Consider the following 18,756-nt stretch of genomic DNA (forward strand, 5'->3'; position numbering starts at 1 on the left):
CTTTTGAGATTATTGTTCTCTTCCACCATGATACCTGTAATATGCTATAATTGCCTCAAAAAAGTTTTTGTAATCATCAAATGTCCATTTATTCTGGATAACCATATCGCCAGCTTTCTTAACAACTTTGAAAAAAGATTGCCAATCATTTTTATTTTTATCACTTCTAAATCTTCCAACAGTATAAGCCATTATCATTTCTATTCTTTTTACTTCTTGCTTTGGATTAATTTTATTCTTTATCTTGCTTTTTTTCTGAATTTCAGAAAAAACTTTTCTTATTTGAGTCATCGTAATTTTTCCAACAAGCATTTTGCCAATTTCTTCAGCAGTTTCATAAAATAACAATCCATCTCTATCTTTTTCTTTATCTAACAGTAAGTTCATTTTTTCAATTACAAAGTCACCCCATATTTTATTTTCTCTATTGTTTTGTTCATCATTATATTGATTAGCTTTTTGTTTTTGCACCTTTCGTTCCTCCTCTCAAATAAATTATTTTTACCTTCTCAGCTCAAGCTCAGCCCAGCGTGCTGCAAGGTAAGAGTGCTTGTACAAAGAATTTGATTTTTTATCAATAATTTTTTGCAAAACATCTTCAAGATCTTTTGAATACTTCTTATACCTCTCTTTCAGCCTTGCCATGAAATACACAAATCGCCACGACTTGAAAATTTCTTCTTGAGTCTGAGTCATCTTTTTAAGATTGCAAACGGCATAGATGCCGTTTATAAGCGCTTTTGAAACGTTCTTGCTACCAATTAAATCTGTAATTGCCTCTTTTAGCTTTTCCACATCCTCATAATCTTCCCAGCCAACAAAATTACCCCCAAACGCAAAACAGTCTTTTTTTCGCCCATCTTCTCTTTGGTACTCTTTGGCTTTGTCTAAATGTTCTCCACACACAATAGCAACCCTGTAAATTGGATATTTTTTATCTGGTGCTATTTCAAAGCCCATTGAAAGCGTAATGTCTGGATTGTGGCATGAAAAGCTTCTAAACTCTGTATAAATTTTGTGTGCTGTATGCGGTAGCACATCCCACTGACCAAGTATGCAAAAGTCATCTCCACCTGCATAAATAACAACAATATTGCTCTGCTGCTCACTTACAAGCCTGTTGAAATAGTAGCCGAAAAATAGTGAAAACTCCTCAGATAGAGTCATCACTCTTGAAATTGAACTGTCTTTGCCAAGCCCTTCTTTGAAAATTTTCCCCAGATTATCAACATCACCGCGAACAATTCCCCATGTTTTGATTCCTTTTGATGAGTTTGATATCTCATCTATTGTTTTAAGATTGTTTTCATCTTTAAATGGTGCATGGGTTGAAATATCCAGTGCTTCATAAAAATCAATCTCAAATTTATCGTCTGATTTTTTTCTATTTTCAAGATTATTATTTTTTTCTAACAATTTCTCCAATCGATTTCTGTCAATAACAATTGTATTATTCACTGGGTTTATAACCTTTTCAGAGTAGTTTGAAAATTCAATCTTTCTTCCAAAGGCTTCAAAAATATCTTCTATGTTTTTAAAATCCGAAAACTCGATTTGTTCGCCCCATGATTCTTTGATAAAATCACTTTTCATAAGTTTTTCACCAAATTCGACAAAACTCTCGCAAAACGGACAAAAATCAGGGTCATCTTCTTTGGGTCTCAGCGCTCTGTGGCAGTGAGGACATTTTTGTTCATAGTCCTCGTATGGTTCAAAGAATTTCAACTCTTGATTTTCAATAACGTTTCTAAATTTCGAAATCTTTTTCCTGTAGATTTTTGACGAAACTCTATCAAAACAATCTCCAAAATTGCCTGAAAAATCATAAAGGTCAACTATATCTGTCTCAAGAAGTATACTGATTGAGCCTCGGTGTGCTTTAAATAAAAGCTTGTCAATTTCTTTCTGATAATCTTCCACTTTTTCTGCAAAATATGCAGGCATCAGAAGATAAAAATGTCCACCACCGTTAAATATTAGGTTGCAAATAGGCATATTTTCTTTTTTCAGAATGAACCTCGCAACTGTATCAAGCAAAAATGATATGTAAAACGACTTTGCCTTAAGAGCTTTCAGCGCCCCATCCATCTTTGTGTCAAAAACAAAATCTTGAATGCCAGAAATATCACCCTTAACAAGACAAAAGTACGGAAATTCTCCTTTTTTAATTGAAGAACCTCTACCGGATAGGATTTTTGTATTGATTGACTCTAAAACTCTAACTCTTTCATTTTCCTGTGAAAACTCTTTTTTAAGCTGCCTGTCAAGACAAAATGCAATAGCAGCAGTTGATTTGCTGTGCGCCCACAGTGATATGTCCGGTTTGGAATAATAAAAAGCTGATGGAATATTGTATGTGTAAATTCTGATTAAGTTGTAAATTGCTGATACATATTCTTCTAAATCAAAATGTATTCCATTCAAGGATTTTTCAAACTTATTTTTTAGTATTAAGGCTTTTTTAGAAAAGTCTTCCCAGAGATTTTGATAGTCATTTCTTGCGTTTGAATTAAAACTGTCAGTGGGATACTTAATTTCATACCTTTTTGTTAAATTTTTGTAGTAAGTTTTTCGACTATTTTTTTCATTTTTGTCAAGACATATCTGAGAAAGAATTGAAATAAGATACTTTGATTTGTCAGCAGATGTATCATCTTCTTCGATGTCTTTTCTGTCAACACTTGCTGAAATCTTGTCCGCAACGCTTATTAGATATTGACTGTATGATGACGGTTTGTGATGATGAAGAACAAGATTTGTTACATCTTTCAAAATTTCTTTTTTAAATCTTTCTGGCAATATTTGCTGCACATAATATGCCCCCCAATCCTCATGCCGAGGAGCATGCTTTCCGGCTTCTTTAAAAAATACATCGTATTCTCTCGATATTGTTGTTTTAGCCTCAGAATTTTCGGTTCTCATATAAAACTTGCCAATGTCATGTAAAATAGCGCCAAGAAAAATGTTGTAATCCAAAATTTTATCTTCTGTTTGATGAGCATTGTAAAAAATCATCTTTATTGCCCACCTTCTTTTTTATTGTGTAGTTCGACAGATTAAGTAGTTAAAATACACTTTATTCCATTATAAAACAAAATCTCTTAAAAGGAAAGATTTACTTATTAAAAATTCAACTTTAGCTCAAACAAGTTGTTTTCAATAATTATCTTTGCAAAATCAAGAGCTTTTTCCTTGAAATCATTGTAGCTGTATATTTCATCTGCTAAACCAAAATTAATATGCCCATTTTTAACATGAGCCCCTATAAAGTTAAAACCGGTAAAGGACTTTTCAAAGTTGATAGAAAACAATATCTCACCCGTTGCTTTATCTCTGCCTATAAGTCTGAAAGGATAGTTTATAAGCGGAAGGTTACATTCTTTGGCTTGCAAAAATACTCCTTCAATTTGGTCAGTGATTTCAATCTCCTCAACCACTGAGGTTTGCGATAGATATTTTGCTAAATGTGGATCTAAAATCATGTTTTTACTCCTTTCTGTTGAAATTTGACATTACAAATCATCAAGGCTTCCCATTTTTTCTTTGCTATTAGTCCACACACTGAATTCTCTTTTATAAACTGTCTTTAAAACCTCAAAATCTATAGAATAACTTTGTAAACATCTCAATTTTTCTCTTGTAATTGATGAATCTTCCAGAATACTTACAATGATCTTGTAATTTGCTTTTATCATTCTGAAAGCCTCATAAAGTTGTTTCAGGTTTTCTTCTTCTATGTCATCATAGGGTGGGAATCCAAACAATTGGATTATCTGTGGCATTCTTTCTGCCATTTTCTATGTGACTATCATATAAAATTTTTCTTAGCACCCATGCAGACTTGTCATTCTCCCAGAGATTTAACATATAGTCTGGAATAATCCCGCCATGGTTCATGTGTGAGACGCCAACAAGTACAGAACAGGTAACTGTTCCCATTTTACACTCCCCTTCTTCTCTTCTATTTTTAGATCTGGCAATTTTTTAGTTTCTGTTGTAAGTTTAATCATTTCAAAATTTATTTTATAACTTTTTTTGGCAGTTGAAAAGTTCAAAAAATATGCGAACTTTTAATAATGATAGCAATTATTTAGTCAGTATGTAACCTGTATAGTCATTATTCATTATATTAGCGTTCTAAAATAAAAAGATATGTGTCAAAAATTATAACAAAGCAAAATAATACTTTTACTATCATTTTGCCCTGGTATTTACTTTTATGTTTGTTTATTTTGTTATAAATGGCTCCATGTATCTTGAAAAATAAGACTTAAATTAGCTTTTGTATTTACCAATTGCTGTCGACCTGCAATCCCCCTAAAAACCCCCGGGGATCGACAGCAAAAGGTAATTTCTGGTATGTGTTGACTTTCAAGAGTTTGTGGAGTATAATAGAAATAACATACTGCAGCTTGAAAACTTAACCATTTGTTCCTTGTGGCATTTTTCAAGCCTTCTACGGTTCGTAGCCTTCCCTTTGGGGATTGAAACGACGCGCACAATTTTCGCAAATGCACTCGTACTCGGTTCGTAGCCTTCCCTTTGGGGATTGAAACTTTCATGAGAGCAAGAGTAGCAAAGTCGTCTTGCAAGTTCGTAGCCTTCCCTTTGGGGATTGAAACCAGGCGTCGGCGATGTAAAAGTATTTCCGTTATGGGTTCGTAGCCTTCCCTTTGGGGATTGAAACTCTGTCCTATAGACTCTGAGCCAATGCTCAGAGTCCGTTCGTAGCCTTCCCTTTGGGGATTGAAACGCAGAAGCTGAATATCAAGCAATAAGTGCTGGTGTAGGTTCGCAGCCTTCCCTTTGGGGATTGAAACCACGTGTTATTATGAAGGTGCGTTTGGTGATGAGCGTTCGTAGCCTTCCCTTTGGGGATTGAAACAAGTCTTTTTTTGTTCATCCTTCCATTTCAGATAAGGTTTGTAGCCTCCCCGTTGGGGGTTGAAACGCATATAACACCAGTCTGCCGTTGAGTTTGATATAGTTTGTAGCCTTCCTTATGGAGATTGAGGTAGAACATTGCCTTTGGGATTTGAGAGGAAGAAAATGAAGACTCTTCTTAAATAGTTGAAATGGATTGTATGTTAAAATTTTTTAACTTCTGGGAGAATAAAAAGATGCCAGGGATAAAGAAACAACTCCCCGGCATCTTTTATATCCAGTTTTAAATTGAAATCATTCCTCTATTATATCCTCTCCTTCATCTTCTAATCCTTCTGGATACATATCCTCAGGATCTGCATAGTGGCATATGTTAAATGTTGTAACATCAACTGATGATACTGGTGAGCTAATCGGAAAAAGTGCCATTGTAAGAGAAATGTTCCCTTTTTCCAAATCTTCTATTAACATTTCAAGCCCTATCTTGTCTTTATCAAGAATAATTGTTTTAACTGGGGGAATTTTAAATTGTGATATTGAATCACCAGAATCTAAACCAGCTTCATTATCAATTCCAGCTTGCTCAATAGCTTCTTCATAAGGATCATAATCTCTTATCTTTTCCTTTATTACTTCAATTGCTTTTTTATCTACTATTGACATATAGACAATGTCACATTTTTTGCAAACCATATATGCAACATTTTCAAAATTCAGGGTGTATCCTGCCACTTTGACATTGACTCTTTTGCCCCATTCAATTTTCATCTCACTACTTCCGCATTCAGAACATATTGAAGGGGACAAAACTTTTATTAGAATGTTCACAAATATCAGAACTATCTTTTCTAAATGTCAAATTCACTAATTAACAACACATGAGGATTTTGTTTAGCAAAACTTATTACCTCATCTGTAAAACCACTTTTTGAAAATAACACGTAGAATTTTTTACTGTAATTAAAAATCATGCTTTTTTCGATTAGATTATTTAAAACAGACATGTCAACCTTTTGGTTTCTCCATTTGCATTCACCAAATAGTATGTTATTGTTATCAAATGCTACTATATCAATTTCTTCTTCACGCTTTTTATAAGGATTATTCCCCCACCATTTACCTATATTTTCAAAAATGAAAGGCAATCTTTTTTCCTTGTTTAAAATTTTAAGGTAATCCATACATATCTGTTCAAAAACCTCCCCAATAAACTCATTCATGGAAGGTTTTATTTTATTCTCAACAACTTCATCAATCAATCCCTGTTCAATTAAAGTCTTGTTGGTAAAAACAAATCGATACCAGAATCTAAAAAAATTATCCTTAATTCTGTAAATGCTTTTTCTGCTCTTTGCCTCCGAGAAAATAGGAGTTACTCTCTCAAGAATTTTTAAATCTATAAGTACAGAAATATATTTTGCACATTTATCAACTTCAACTCCTACTTTTGTAGCTATCTCATTTAATTTGCTGCTGCCTGTTGCAATAGCTTCTATTATCGAATTATACAAAGCTGGTTCTCTTACTTCTTGCCTTAAAAGCAGTTTTGGTTCTTCATAAAGATATGATGACTTGTCCAATATTTTTGTCTTGATGTTTTCGTATATGTCTTTTGTGCTGTCAAAGATAATTAAATATTGAGGAATTCCTCCCAAAACCCCATATGCAATTACCTGTTCTTCAAAATTATAATTAGGGAAAAATTCTCTACTTTCAAAAAAATCAAATGGTTCCACTATTAACTGAGCAGTTCTTCGTCCATACAAAGGGCTTTTGTAGCTTAAAACTTCCTTTTCAATGAAACTTACAGAAGAACCACAGACAATCAAAAAAAGTTTTGTGTTCTTTAAATGATGGTCAATCAAATTTTGCAGAAGTGATGGTATACTTTTGTTTGAATTAACTATATAAGGAAATTCGTCAATTACGACAACTAATCTTTTATCCTTTGCTTGCTGTGCTAAAAATATGAATGCCTTCTCCCATGACTCAAATTGGCTTATCAATCCTCCAAGGTTAAAATAAGACAGTACCTTATTTGAAAAAGATTCAAGGTTAATTTTATCATTGTATTCCTCAGCAACAAAGAATATTGAGGGTTTATTTTTGCAAAACTCAGTAAGCAGAGTAGTTTTTCCAACACGCCTTCTTCCATACACAACAACAAAGTGAAATTTGTCTTCGTTATAAAGCCTGTTTAATGTTTCAAGTTCATATTTTCTTCCAATAAACATAAAATCACCTGCTTTAAAATTACTAACTTCAGAGTTACTAACTCTAAAGTTAATAATTTTGAAGTTTATAAATATTATAACACAGTTTCAGTTAGATTTCTATTGTGTTTTTGATTTTTCTGAAGTTCACGCCATTTTATGCTAATTTAATTCTTCTTTGTAGCTTGCATTAATTATTCTTCAGTTATATATATTCTCTTTTTTATCCTTATCCAAATCTATCGGACGCATGCGATTCAAATTAAAAAAAGGAGCGAAATGATATATTATTTGTATCTATTCCTGTATATTGTATTTTTGTTTATACATTTTATTCCATATTGTTGTATGTATTTTGAAATATAAGGCATAATTAGCTTTTGTACTTACCAATTGCCGTCGACCTGCAATCCCCCTAAAAACCCCCGGGGATCGACAGCAAAAGGTAATTTCTGGTATGTGTTGACTTTCAAAAGTTTGTGGAGTATAATAGAAATAACATACTGCAGCTTGAAAACTTAACCATTTGTTCCTTGTGGCATTTTTCAAGCCTTCTACGGGTTCGTAGCCTTCCCTTTGGGGATTGAAACCATACAAGATCAACACTCTCACCCACCTTATAACCGTTCGTAGCCTTCCCTTTGGGGATTGAAACTAATATTAACTGTAATCAACATTTACTGCATGTAAGGTTCGTAGCCTTCCCTTTGGGGATTGAAACAAAAGTCTCAACAAAGTATCGTCTTTATTAATGTTTGTTCGTAGCCTTCCCTTTGGGGATTGAAACGGGTTTTCAATATATAGTTGCTTTAAATGGTTGTAGGTTCGTAGCCTTCCCTTTGGGGATTGAAACAAAAGTCTCAACAAAGTATCGTCTTTATTAATGTTTGTTCGTAGCCTTCCCTTTGGGGATTGAAACGGGCTACCATGATTTTCCCTGTCCATATCGACCTTGGTTCGTAGCCTTCCCTTTGGGGATTGAAACTCTGTTCCTTTCTCACTCTGCATTATGACAGGTTCGTGTTCGTAGCCTTCCCTTTGGGGATTGAGGAGGAGGGGGTTTGTAGCCTCCCCGTTGGAGATTGAGGAAGAGGGGGGTTTGTAGCCTCCTCTTTGGAGATTGAAACGCATATAACACCAGTCTGCCGTTGAGTTTGATATAGTTTGTAGCCTTCCCTATGGAGATTGAAATAGAACATTGCCTTTGGGATTTGAGAGGAAGAAAATGAAGACTCTTCTTAAATAGTTGAAATGGATTGTATGTTAAAATTTTTTAACTTCTGGGAGAATAAAAAGATGCCAGGGATAAAGAAACAACTCCCCGGCATCTTTTATATCCAGTTTTAAATTGAAATCATTCCTCTATTATATCCTCTCCTTCATCTTCTAATCCTTCTGGATACATATCCTCAGGATCTGCATAGTGGCATATGTTAAATGTTGTAACATCAACTGATGATACTGGTGAGCTAATCGGAAAAAGTGCCATTGTAAGAGAAATGTTCCCTTTTTCCAAATCTTCTATTAACATTTCAAGTCCTATCTTGTCTTTATCAAGAATAATTGTTTTAACTGGGGGAATTTTAAATTGTGATATTGAATCACCAGAATCTAAACCAGCTTCATTATCAATTCCAGCTTGCTCAATAGCTTCTTCATAAGGATCATAATCTCTTATCTTTTCCTTTATTACTTCAATTGCTTTTTTATCTACTGTTGACATGTAGACAATGCCACATTTTTTGCAAACCATATATGCAACATTTTCAAAATTCAGGGTGTATCCTGCCACTTTGACATTGACTCTTTTGCCCCATTCAATTTTCATCTCACTACTTCCGCATTCAGAACATATTGAAGGGGACAAAACTTTTATTAGAATGTTATCATACTTAAAGTGATCTTTCTTATCTATTTTGTCTTTTATAGTTTTTATTTTTGTATTCCAGCACTGGTCAGGATTGCAGCTTGAGTCTTTTTCTTCTTTGTTATTAGGGCAAAGTCCAACCCAACCAGGACACTTTTTTGCCTGCAAATACTCTTTTGGCCTTTTGAAATTGCCAATTTCATCTTTTAATAGTTCTCTCAAACTTGCAAATGTTCTCAAACTTTCTCCAACATAATCAATCAAAGTTTGTTCATAATAAGATTCATGAAGTTTTATCACACCATCTTCATCGATATAAAAATAACTCAAACCTATCACCACCTTGATTCTTTATATTCTAAAAAAGCCTTTAATAATTCCTAAGATAAATTTAAACATTAAATATAAAATTCCAAGCGAAATGAGTATTAGCGGCAGGAGGATTGGAGCAAGGATAATCAAGATAATGACGGCAAACACTATCCCATCTTTTGCCACCTCTTAAGGTAAAACATTTTTCATCTAAGCTTTAATAACTCTATTTTTCTTATACCCTCATCACACTTTATTTCTCACATACAGTTTATAACCAGCCATATTTTTGATCAACTCCAAAATTTATGCGAAGTTTAAAGATCAAATTTATCAGGTGAGATTAAAAATTTATTTCACCATGAATTTTTGCCATAAACAACATAATCTCAAATATTTTATTCTCAGAAAATTACTGCACAACTGAGAAAATCACAGTTTTAACTTTAATCAAAAATCAACTTCGCATAAAAATTTGTCTTTTCAAAGAGGATAAAACTCAGTTAAAATAACTTTGTTGCTGCTTGCAGCAAAAAATTTAAAGGGAGATGATAAGCATGCAGCTAAAATCACTTCTTGAAAAGTTCTCCTCAATAAGAGTTCGCCAATACGTTTTGCAAGAAGAAGGTTTAAACTCCTGGTGGGATTTTAGAATGCCAATTGAAGATTATTACACTACACTGTTTGAGCTTGTCAAATCAATAAAACGCGCAAGGCTTGTGTTCAAAGCTTTGATGGCATGCAAAAGATACTTTAGAATAATTCCTTCAAAAAAAGGTCTGTGCCTTGTCTACAGATTCTCAATTCTCTCAACAGCAAAAAATCCAGAACTCCCAGTTGACATAAATCAGCCAACAGAAATAATTGAATATAATGGCATAAAATGGTTTGTCGAAGAATTTGGTTCTCTTATTGTCATCGGTGAGGTTGACGTAAACAAGGTTAAAAGAATTGTCGAAAAACTTGAAGAAAACTGGAAGAAAAGATATCCAAAGATAAGAGAGAGGGAAATTAAAAAGTATATTGACAGAATAAAGAATGAAAACATAGAAGAAATGAGTAGAATATGGGATGCTTTTGTGAATGTTGTAAATGAAAACTAACAATAGGCTGTCTGCAGTTTTTGCAGGCAGCCTGGTAACCATAGGGGAATATTTCACGGCAGATCCATAGTTTTGCATTCAAAAAGCTTTCCATATTGATTATTTCCTTGGTATCCATAGGTAGTCAACCGAAGATTTTTTTACAACAGGCTGAGGATAAAGGCACATCAGCTGTTTTATTTCTTTGTCTATACAACAGTTTACCTTTAAACCAAGCTCTTTTGCCTTTTCATATGTTATTGGAAAATCATGTGTGTATTTACCCTCAACAAGCTCATTTGCTATTTTTTGAGCAACATCCTCAGAATAGTTGTCAGACAAAAGTTCCAAAACTATTTCTTTTGTTTGTCTGATAGCTTTTCTTGCAATGTCTGCTAAAATCAATGTTTTGTCGTCAATTTCATTGATAGCTTTTTGTTTTACAACCTCTAAAATTGATACAGCAGGAAATTCGCCAATCTGTGGGTCAACAGGTCCCAAAATCGCATCCTCTGACATAACTATTTCATCTGCTGCAAGTGCAATGAGTGTACCGCCTGACATTGCATAGTGCGGAACATGAACAGTAACTTTGCCTTTGTGACGTTTTATAGCTCTTGCAATCTGTGTTGCAGCTAAAACAAGACCGCCCGGAGTGTGAAGAATTATGTCAAGTGGTATTGACGGGTCTGTCATGTTTATTGCTCTTATTACTTCTTCCGAATCGTTTATATCGATATATTTGTAAATTGGAAAACCCAAAAAACTCATAGTTTCTTGCCTGTGAACAAGTAGTATCACCCTTGAACCTCTTTTTTTCTCTATTTTAGCAATTAGCTTTTGCCTTGCAGACTCAAGCATCCTTTGTTTCATAACAGGCTGAAGAGAACTTGCTATTATGAAAAATACAAGCAAATCCCAAAAACTCATAACCAAACACTTCCTTTGCCAGAAATTTAATAATACCTGTAGTAAAAAATTTCATCATCAAAGAAATTATTGTATCTTCGATATTTCTTTTTAAAAAAATTAATTGCCAACATACCAAATAAAAAACCGCCTATATGAGCCCACCAAGCTATTCCGCTTCCAAATACAGGTCCAAAAAGTTCTAAAATTCCAGACGATACCTGCGATAAAAACCACAAACCAAGATAAAATACAGCCGGGATGTTTACAAAAAGTGGAATAAACCCAATCGGTATAAGTGTAACAATGCTTGAAAGAGGAAACATTAGAAAGTATGCACCCATCACACCAGCGATTGCACCAGATGCTCCAACAACCGCAACAAGAGAGTTTGCATTGAAAAACCAGTGGGTATAAGCTGCAGAAAATCCGCTCAGAAGATAGAATATTAAAAACCTAAAATGTCCTACTCTGTCTTCAACATTGTCGCCAAAAAGCCAGAGCGACCACATATTGGATATAAGGTGCATCCAGCTTCCGTGCATAAACATTGAACATATTATTGGCCATATAGAATAGCTAATTCCTGTTATAAGTCCATAAGATAAAGCCCTTGAAAACTTTTCCGGAATAAATCCGTACCTGTAAACAAATTCCTGTGCTGCCTCAGGTGGAAGTGATACTTGAAATAAAAAAACAAGCACATTTGCAATTATTATAAACCATGTCATAAAAGGCTTTTCCCTGCTTGGAATAGTATCTTTTAGTGGAATCACTTTCTTCTTTCCCCTTCTTTTAAAACTTATATTTATAAAATATCCTTTTTTTGAACAGTCACATCAAAAAGCAATCCATTCCTTTCTTGCACAAAAGTTTAAAATACAATAATGCGCCTTTTTCCTATTTTATTTTGATATTATTTTGATATTACTTTTATTAAATAGTATAACACTGTTTACAATGAAGGAAAATATAATTTTTTTGCCCACTTTTTCTACAAAAATTTTATTTTACTTCTTGTATTATTCTCTTTTGTTAAAACTTATCTATTTTGAGTTCTCTTAATGATTTTTTGAATAAAATGTATCCTCAGTTTTTTATAACTGCATCATATACATTATCTTAAGATTCAATATTAACAGCTTTTGTATTATCAGTAGTCATTCTTTCAATAATTGGTAGCATATTGAAGCTATTCTGAGTTACTGCGCTTAAAAGTATATATAAATGAGAAGTTCTAACAACATACTTCAAATTTTAATTGTCACTTTTATTTTAATTTTTTATTTTTTGATAGTTTGAAAATTATCCTAAATTGACAAAGTTATAACATATCAAACAACTTTTTTGATAAAATCAACAAGATATTTTCTCCCTACTTTAAAAAATTCTTCCTCATAGTTGTAGGCTATATCTTTTTCTTCCTCTTCCTTAACAACAAATACACCGTCCATTTCAGCAGTTAATATACTTCTCCATTTATTTCTTTTTTCAGGATTATTGGGTTTAAATAACTCTTCGTCATTATCTGGAGTAACCAGGATATACTTAAAAGCTTTTTTGCTTTCATTTTTCTTTACCATCCAATATGCTGTCTCACCACCTCTTTCGCGAAAAGATTTCTTCACTGAAATTACACAAACTATGGCGTTTTTTCTCTTGCTATATACTATGAGATCACTATCCAAGAAATAGCTGCCTGTTATACCATTTGAATTGTATTCAATTTTCAACGGTTCAATATCTATTGGGAAGTCTTCTTCTTTTTTATATTTTTCGCCTTTTGGTCCTCTAACAATCAAGGCATTCTTTCTGATATAATTATCACTTTCAAGAATTTGCTTTACAAAATCTTCATACTTTTCACCCTCTTTGCTCACATAGGACTGTCTTCTTTTTATATTCTCATCCTTTTCGTACATTTCCTGTTCCTCCTTCTGTTTTTGCTATTAACATGGTATAATAAAATTTGCACCAAATCATTGCCATATTTTTTATGGCTATAAAAAATAGGAGGAAGATTACGGTGAAATATTTAAAGAAAGAAAATGCTTTAGAAAAAAGAATTAGACTGGATGAAAAAATAATACGTGCAATAGAAAATTTAGCCTTAAAAAAAGGTGAGAGTTTTAGTCTTATTGTGAACAAAATCTTAGAAGAGTATTTGAAAAATAATGAAATTTTCCCGTCTCTTAATGAATTTTATGCTGAAGAACCTAATTTAAAATTTGACTTTGAAAATAAAATCAAGATATTTGAAAATGATTTTTTAACTGTAGATTTAAGCCCATGGAGAGGAAAAATCAACTTAATTGTAACTTCACCACCTTATAATGTAGGAATTGATTATAACAGCCATGATGATTCAAGCAGTTATGAAGATTATCTTGAGTTTAGTAGGAAATGGCTTACTAAAGCTTATGATTTACTTGCAGATGATGGAAGAATGTGCTTGAACATTCCTCTTGACAAAAACAAAAATGGGTTAAGAAGTGTGTATGCTGACATAGTTACAATTGCAAAAGAAGTAGGATTTAAATACCAAAGTACTATTATCTGGAATGAACAAAATATTTCCCGACGAACAGCTTGGGGTTCGTGGTTATCAGCTTCTGCACCTTATGTAATTGCTCCAGTAGAGACTATTGTACTTTTATACAAGCATCAATGGAAGAGAAAGAGTAAAGGTACATCTACAATTGAAAAGGAACAATTCATAGAATGGACAAATGGGGTATGGACTTTTAATGGAGAGAATAGAAAGAAGATTGGACATCCTGCACCTTTCCCTGTTGAGTTGCCAAGAAGATGCATAAAACTTTTCAGTTTTGAAGAAGATACAGTGCTTGACCCATTTTTAGGAAGTGGTTCTACTCTGATTGCTGCTCTTGAAGAAGGAAGGCAGGGAATAGGTGTTGAGATAGATTCTTCTTATGTAGAGTTAGCTATTAAAAGGATAATGGAAAACTTTAAAAAACAAATAGAATTTCAAATTTAGAACTAATTACATAACGCACTGATGGGTAAATTTACAAATATACTTAATTAACATTGAAAACTCAAAAACAACGATGAAGACAAAAACAAAAATAGAAAGAACCAGGAAACTTTTGGCTGTTCTCACAAAAGAAAGGTGTGAAGCATACAGATGAAACGTGGTCACCATTTAAAGATCTCACACCGTATACTCTACACTTTTAAAATTAATTCACAAAGAAGAATCAAATCTCATAGAAGTTTTATATAAGGAGTTGGAACAATGAATGAAACTTATGATTAAACTAAAAAATTGAAGTTCATGATAAATTATGAAAATCAAGATGTTAATTAATTTGTGATTAAGGTAATTAAAACAGTGAGAATATTTTTATTTTATTATAAAAATGATATAATTTTTTTGTTATATTTGATTTGTTTAATAAGTTTAATAATTGAAATCGTTTTCCTATTCCAAATATTTAAAGCCAGGGTGATTAAGTATGTCAATAAAGCTTCCCTATTTGATTAGCGATAGTATGGTTCTTCAAAGAAACAAACAAATAAACATCTGGGGCTGGGCTGAAGCGGGCAAGATGGTAACAGTAAATTTCCTGGGAAAGTCATACACGGCAGTAGCAGACCATTTAGGAAAATGGAAAGTTATCTTGCCACCAATGAATGCCGGCGGTCCGTATACTATGGAAATAAAATGTCAGCATGATACTGTTCAAATCAAAGATATTCTTATTGGTGATGTATGGGTATGTTCTGGACAGTCAAACATGGTTTTGCCGATGGAGAGAGTCATCGATTTGTACCCCAAAGAGCTTGATGACTGCAATATTCCGTTTATCAGACAGTTTACAGTCCCTGAAAAATACAATTTTAAAGGTCCTCAGGAAGAGTTAGAAGGTGGTTTTTGGGATGTTCTCAGCAAAGAAACACTTCTTAAGTTTTCTGCTGTAGGATACTTTTTTGCAAAAGCGCTCTATAAAAAATACAATATACCAATTGGATTGATTAAATCATGTGTTGGTGGAACACCAATTGAGGCGTGGATGAGCAGTGATATAGTATACAAATTTCTTGAAAATCCCGATGAACTTGAAAAACTCAAAGATGACAGTTATATAGAAGCTGTATCTAAAGAAGAGGAAGCTAAAATAAGAGCTTGGTTTGATTATTTAAACGCAAACGATGCTGGTCTTAATAGCAATCCTCCATTTTTTGATGAAAATTCTTCTACATCTGACTGGAAAGCTATAACCATACCAGCTACATGGAAAGAGATGGGGCTTGATTCAACAATAGGTGTTGTATGGTTCAAAAAAGAAATAAAAATACCTTCTTGCATGGTTGGAAAACCAGCAAAATTATATCTTGGGACAATAGTTGACAGCGATTTTACATATGTCAACGGAAAACTTGTTGGTTCAACTTCATACCGGTATCCGCCAAGAAAATATAATATACCCCCCGGACTTTTAAAAGAAGGAAAAAACACAATTGTTGTAAGAGTAATAAGCAATGATGGAAATGGAGAGTTTATAAAAGGAAAAGAATATAAAATATTTACAGAAGATTGCAAGATAGACCTCAAAGGTCAGTGGCTGTGCAAGGTGGGTGTTAAAAGCCCAGAACCTTCGCCGCAACAAACTTTTTGGCAGTACAAACCTACAGGTCTTTTTAATGGAATGATTGCACCACTATTAAATTACAGTATAAAAGGTATAATATGGTATCAAGGTGAATCCAATACAGACAGGCCTGAGGGTTACTGCAAAAAACTGTGTGATCTTGTTGAAGATTGGAGAAAGAAATGGGGTGATAGCAGTCTGCCTTTTTTATACGTCCAGCTTGCGAACTTTATGGAACCAAAACCGCAGCCATGTGATAGCAACTGGGCAAGGTTGAGGGAAGAACAAAGAAGAGCACTTTTGTATCTTGACAATGTGGGAATGGCAGTTGCAATTGACCTTGGTGAGTGGAACGACCTTCATCCATCGAACAAAAAAGATGTGGGTGAAAGACTTGCTTTACTTGCGCAAAAAGTTGCATACGGTGAAAAGGATTTGGTTGCATCCGGGCCTTTATACAAGTCTATGAAAATTGAAGGAAATAAAATTATTTTGGAATTTTCAGAAGTCGGAAGTGGACTTATTGCAAAAGGTGATAGTATACTTAAACATTTTGCAATTGCTGAAAAAGATAAAAGATTTATTTGGGCAAATGCTGTTATTGAAGGTAACAAAGTTATTGTTTGGAACGATAGTATTAAAAATCCTGTTTACGTGCGATACGCTTGGGCTGACAATCCAGAAGGCGCAAATCTTTATAACAAAGAAGGATTGCCTGCATCACCTTTTACAACCGAAGATGAGATTTAAAAATCTTGTTAAATGGGGTGATTATAGATGAAAGTAAGCTATCTGTTTCCTAATGGCAGGTCCAAGGCTCTTACAGTAAGCTATGATGACGGACAGGTATATGACAGAAAACTTGTCAGCATATTTAACGAATATGGGATTAAAGGAACCTTCTTTTTAAACTCTGAAACTCTTGGCAAAGACATCTTTATCCAACCTGATGAAGTTGCAACTCTTTACAAAGGGCATGAAGTTGGCATACATGCGAAAACCCACCCTTTTTTAGATTCTATTCCCCTTGAAGGTATAATCGAAGAGATTATTGAAGACAGGAAATACTTAGAGACTCTGGTTGGATATCCTGTCAAAGGAATGTCATACCCATATGGCGTTTACAATGAAGATGTGGTAAAAATTTTGCCATCACTCGGCATTGAGTATTCAAGAACAGTAAATTCTACTTATAACTTTAACATGCCAGCAAACTTTATTGTTTGGAATCCAACCTGCCATCACAAACAAAATCTGCTTGAAATTACAAAGAGATTTTTGGAAATAGAATACAAAAATCAACTTCAGCTTTTGTATGTGTGGGGACACAGTTTTGAATTTGAACGGGAAAACAACTGGGATTTAATTAAAGAGTTTTGCAAGATGGTTGCAAAATCAAGTTCTGTCTGGTTTGCAACAAATATAGAAATTGTAAGATACATCAAGGCACTGAAGATGCTTGAGTTTTCTGTAGAAAAAAATGTTGTTTATAATCCTTCAGCTATTTCAGTATGGCTTTTGGTTAATGGCAATGTTGTTGAGGTAAGCGGTGGTCAGATTGTAGTTCTTAAATAATTTAAAAAATTTTTTGGGAGGTTTTTGTTTTGGATAGATACAATCATCGAAAAAGCCAGATGTTATTGAAAATTACCACAGCTGATGGTAAACCCTTGAAAAATGCTGAAATTGCAGTTCGTCAAATCAAACACAAGTTTTTATTTGGATGTGCAGAATTTTCAGTTGTCCCTTTTGTAAACGGTGAGTTTTCTGGTGACTTTAAAGAAAAAGCTGAAATGGCTTTTGAAAAATTTGTTGAACTTTTTAATTTCGCAACCCTTCCTTTTTACTGGGGCAGATTCGAACCTGTTAGAGGAAAGCCAGATACTCAGCGACTTAAAAACGCTGCTCAATGGCTTAAAAATGCCGGATTTGTTCTCAAAGGTCATCCACTTTGCTGGCACACAGTCACTGCTGACTGGCTTTTGGAACTTACTAACGACCAGATTTTAGAAGCACAACTTATGCGTATAAAACGCGAGGTAAGCGATTTTGCCGGTCTTATCGATATGTGGGATGTAATAAACGAGGTTGTAATAATGCCAAACTTTAACAAATATGACAATGGAATTACTAGAATTTGCAAACAATTTGGCAGGATGGGTCTTGTTAAAATGGTGTTTGACGCAGCAAGAGAAGCAAATCCAAAAGCTACTTTGCTAATCAACGACTATATTGTATCAGATGCATATGAAATTTTAATTGAGGCGTTGCTTGACAAAGGCGTGAAGATTGATGCAATAGGAATACAGTCACATATGCACCAGGGTTTCTGGGGAGTTGAGAAGACTCAAGAGGTGCTTGAAAGATTTTCACGTTTTGGTTTGCCACTTCACTTTACAGAAGTCACATTAATTTCAGGAAAGCTTATGCCTCCATATATAAAAGACCTCAACGACTATAAACCTGAAAGTTGGCCATCAACCATAGAGTGCGAAGAAAGACAGGCAATGGAAGCAACGCTGTTTTACAAAATACTCTTTTCACATCCGCTTGTTGAAGCAATTACCTGGTGGAATTTCATTGATACTTTTGCTTGGCTTGGCGCACCAGCAGGCTTTATTACAAAAGACGGAAGGATAAAACCAATCTATGATGCTCTTTATAATCTCATTAAAAATGATTGGTGGACAGGCACACAAACCCTTGTCACAGACCACGATGGTTTTGTGAGAGTATCAGGTTTTATGGGCGAATATGAAGTATCTTTCAAAGATAAAAAATCAAAATTTACTCTTGACAGGAAATATGAAGTTGCTCAGATAATTCTATAATCGAAAATTATTCTTGATATTAGGGGCTTAAGTAAAATTCTT

The 18,756-nt window shown here is 33.8% G+C and carries 16 protein-coding genes and 1 CRISPR repeat array; of the genes, 5 read left to right on the forward strand and 11 right to left on the reverse strand.

The features are described from left to right. Positions 1-9: 9 nt before the first annotated feature. From csm2 to CALKRO_RS12795, 8 genes are all read right to left on the reverse strand, one after another. Positions 10-471: a type III-A CRISPR-associated protein Csm2 gene (gene csm2, locus CALKRO_RS12755; protein WP_013431393.1), complete on the reverse strand. Its 462-nt coding sequence runs from the start codon at positions 469-471 to the stop codon at positions 10-12. Positions 472-501: 30 nt separating this feature from the next. Further along, on the reverse strand, positions 502-3,015 hold the full coding sequence (cas10, locus tag CALKRO_RS12760) for a type III-A CRISPR-associated protein Cas10/Csm1 (RefSeq protein ID WP_013431394.1): 2,514 nt from the start codon (positions 3,013-3,015) through the stop codon (positions 502-504). 107 nt (positions 3,016-3,122) lie between these two features. After that, positions 3,123-3,482 (reverse strand): hypothetical protein, encoded by a 360-nt coding sequence (locus CALKRO_RS12765; protein WP_013431395.1) that lies wholly within the window; start codon positions 3,480-3,482, stop codon positions 3,123-3,125. A gap of 30 nt (positions 3,483-3,512) precedes the next feature. Beyond that, on the reverse strand, positions 3,513-3,782 hold the full coding sequence (locus CALKRO_RS12770) for a hypothetical protein (RefSeq protein WP_237699102.1): 270 nt from the start codon (positions 3,780-3,782) through the stop codon (positions 3,513-3,515). Then, positions 3,742-3,939 (reverse strand): hypothetical protein, encoded by a 198-nt coding sequence (locus CALKRO_RS13630; RefSeq protein ID WP_013431397.1) that lies wholly within the window; start codon positions 3,937-3,939, stop codon positions 3,742-3,744. Before CALKRO_RS13630 ends, CALKRO_RS12770 begins: the two co-directional genes overlap by 41 nt. Before the next feature lie 522 nt (positions 3,940-4,461). Continuing rightward, positions 4,462-4,951: direct repeats of the CRISPR family, unit length 30 nt; unit sequence GTTCGTAGCCTTCCCTTTGGGGATTGAAAC. A gap of 227 nt (positions 4,952-5,178) precedes the next feature. Next, a complete protein-coding gene (locus tag CALKRO_RS12780; RefSeq protein WP_013431398.1) occupies positions 5,179-5,652 on the reverse strand; it encodes a hypothetical protein in 474 nt (157 codons plus the stop codon). Between the two features lie 80 nt (positions 5,653-5,732). Continuing rightward, positions 5,733-7,118 (reverse strand): AAA family ATPase, encoded by a 1,386-nt coding sequence (locus tag CALKRO_RS12785; RefSeq protein ID WP_013431399.1) that lies wholly within the window; start codon positions 7,116-7,118, stop codon positions 5,733-5,735. A gap of 1,333 nt (positions 7,119-8,451) precedes the next feature. Next, positions 8,452-9,294, reverse strand: a complete 843-nt coding sequence (locus CALKRO_RS12795; RefSeq protein ID WP_013431400.1) for a hypothetical protein — start codon at positions 9,292-9,294, stop codon at positions 8,452-8,454. A gap of 539 nt (positions 9,295-9,833) precedes the next feature. On the opposite strand from CALKRO_RS12795, the gene CALKRO_RS12800 reads away from it, so the two are divergent. Beyond that, the gene (locus tag CALKRO_RS12800; RefSeq protein WP_013431401.1) at positions 9,834-10,379 is read left to right on the forward strand and encodes a hypothetical protein; all 546 of its coding nucleotides are present in this window, start codon (positions 9,834-9,836) and stop codon (positions 10,377-10,379) included. A gap of 99 nt (positions 10,380-10,478) precedes the next feature. Here CALKRO_RS12800 and CALKRO_RS12805 read toward each other — a convergent pair whose 3' ends face one another. From CALKRO_RS12805 to CALKRO_RS13150, 3 genes are all read right to left on the reverse strand, one after another. Continuing rightward, a complete protein-coding gene (locus CALKRO_RS12805; RefSeq protein WP_013431402.1) occupies positions 10,479-11,288 on the reverse strand; it encodes an SDH family Clp fold serine proteinase in 810 nt (269 codons plus the stop codon). 26 nt (positions 11,289-11,314) lie between these two features. Continuing rightward, on the reverse strand, positions 11,315-12,043 hold the full coding sequence (locus tag CALKRO_RS12810; protein ID WP_013431403.1) for a rhomboid family intramembrane serine protease: 729 nt from the start codon (positions 12,041-12,043) through the stop codon (positions 11,315-11,317). Positions 12,044-12,601: 558 nt separating this feature from the next. Then, on the reverse strand, positions 12,602-13,189 hold the full coding sequence (locus CALKRO_RS13150; RefSeq protein WP_013431404.1) for a BsaWI family type II restriction enzyme: 588 nt from the start codon (positions 13,187-13,189) through the stop codon (positions 12,602-12,604). 104 nt (positions 13,190-13,293) lie between these two features. On the opposite strand from CALKRO_RS13150, the gene CALKRO_RS12820 reads away from it, so the two are divergent. The 4 genes from CALKRO_RS12820 to CALKRO_RS12835 all read left to right on the forward strand — a co-directional run bounded on the left by CALKRO_RS12820 (position 13,294) and on the right by CALKRO_RS12835 (position 18,714). Further along, entirely contained in the window at positions 13,294-14,265 is a 972-nt protein-coding gene (locus CALKRO_RS12820) for a site-specific DNA-methyltransferase (protein WP_013431405.1), read from the forward strand. Between the two features lie 481 nt (positions 14,266-14,746). Continuing rightward, positions 14,747-16,633, forward strand: coding sequence for a sialate O-acetylesterase (locus CALKRO_RS12825; RefSeq protein WP_013431406.1), 1,887 nt, complete (start codon positions 14,747-14,749; stop codon positions 16,631-16,633). A 27-nt stretch (positions 16,634-16,660) separates the two neighbouring features. Continuing rightward, positions 16,661-17,458, forward strand: a complete 798-nt coding sequence (locus CALKRO_RS12830) for a polysaccharide deacetylase family protein (protein WP_013431407.1) — start codon at positions 16,661-16,663, stop codon at positions 17,456-17,458. Between the two features lie 29 nt (positions 17,459-17,487). Beyond that, on the forward strand, positions 17,488-18,714 hold the full coding sequence (locus tag CALKRO_RS12835) for an endo-1,4-beta-xylanase (RefSeq protein ID WP_013431408.1): 1,227 nt from the start codon (positions 17,488-17,490) through the stop codon (positions 18,712-18,714). The last annotated feature ends 42 nt before the right edge of the window (positions 18,715-18,756 follow it).

Origin of the sequence: Caldicellulosiruptor kronotskyensis 2002, from assembly GCF_000166775.1 — a bacterium.
Taxonomy (GTDB): domain Bacteria; phylum Bacillota; class Thermoanaerobacteria; order Caldicellulosiruptorales; family Caldicellulosiruptoraceae; genus Caldicellulosiruptor; species Caldicellulosiruptor kronotskyensis.

What these genes read in the sequence shown, in the direction of transcription:
- cas10 (WP_013431394.1), bottom strand. Translation starts at nt 3,015, where the DNA reads ATGATTTTTTACAATGCTCATCAAACAGAAGATAAAATTTTGGATTAC.
- CALKRO_RS12765 (WP_013431395.1), bottom strand. Translation starts at nt 3,482, where the DNA reads ATGATTTTAGATCCACATTTAGCAAAATATCTATCGCAAACCTCAGTG.
- CALKRO_RS12770 (WP_237699102.1), bottom strand. Translation starts at nt 3,782, where the DNA reads ATGCCACAGATAATCCAATTGTTTGGATTCCCACCCTATGATGACATA.
- CALKRO_RS13630 (WP_013431397.1), bottom strand. Translation starts at nt 3,939, where the DNA reads ATGGGAACAGTTACCTGTTCTGTACTTGTTGGCGTCTCACACATGAAC.
- CALKRO_RS12780 (WP_013431398.1), bottom strand. Translation starts at nt 5,652, where the DNA reads ATGAAAATTGAATGGGGCAAAAGAGTCAATGTCAAAGTGGCAGGATAC.
- CALKRO_RS12785 (WP_013431399.1), bottom strand. Translation starts at nt 7,118, where the DNA reads ATGTTTATTGGAAGAAAATATGAACTTGAAACATTAAACAGGCTTTAT.
- CALKRO_RS12800 (WP_013431401.1), top strand. Translation starts at nt 9,834, where the DNA reads ATGCAGCTAAAATCACTTCTTGAAAAGTTCTCCTCAATAAGAGTTCGC.
- CALKRO_RS12805 (WP_013431402.1), bottom strand. Translation starts at nt 11,288, where the DNA reads ATGAGTTTTTGGGATTTGCTTGTATTTTTCATAATAGCAAGTTCTCTT.
- CALKRO_RS13150 (WP_013431404.1), bottom strand. Translation starts at nt 13,189, where the DNA reads ATGTACGAAAAGGATGAGAATATAAAAAGAAGACAGTCCTATGTGAGC.
- CALKRO_RS12825 (WP_013431406.1), top strand. Translation starts at nt 14,747, where the DNA reads ATGTCAATAAAGCTTCCCTATTTGATTAGCGATAGTATGGTTCTTCAA.
- CALKRO_RS12830 (WP_013431407.1), top strand. Translation starts at nt 16,661, where the DNA reads ATGAAAGTAAGCTATCTGTTTCCTAATGGCAGGTCCAAGGCTCTTACA.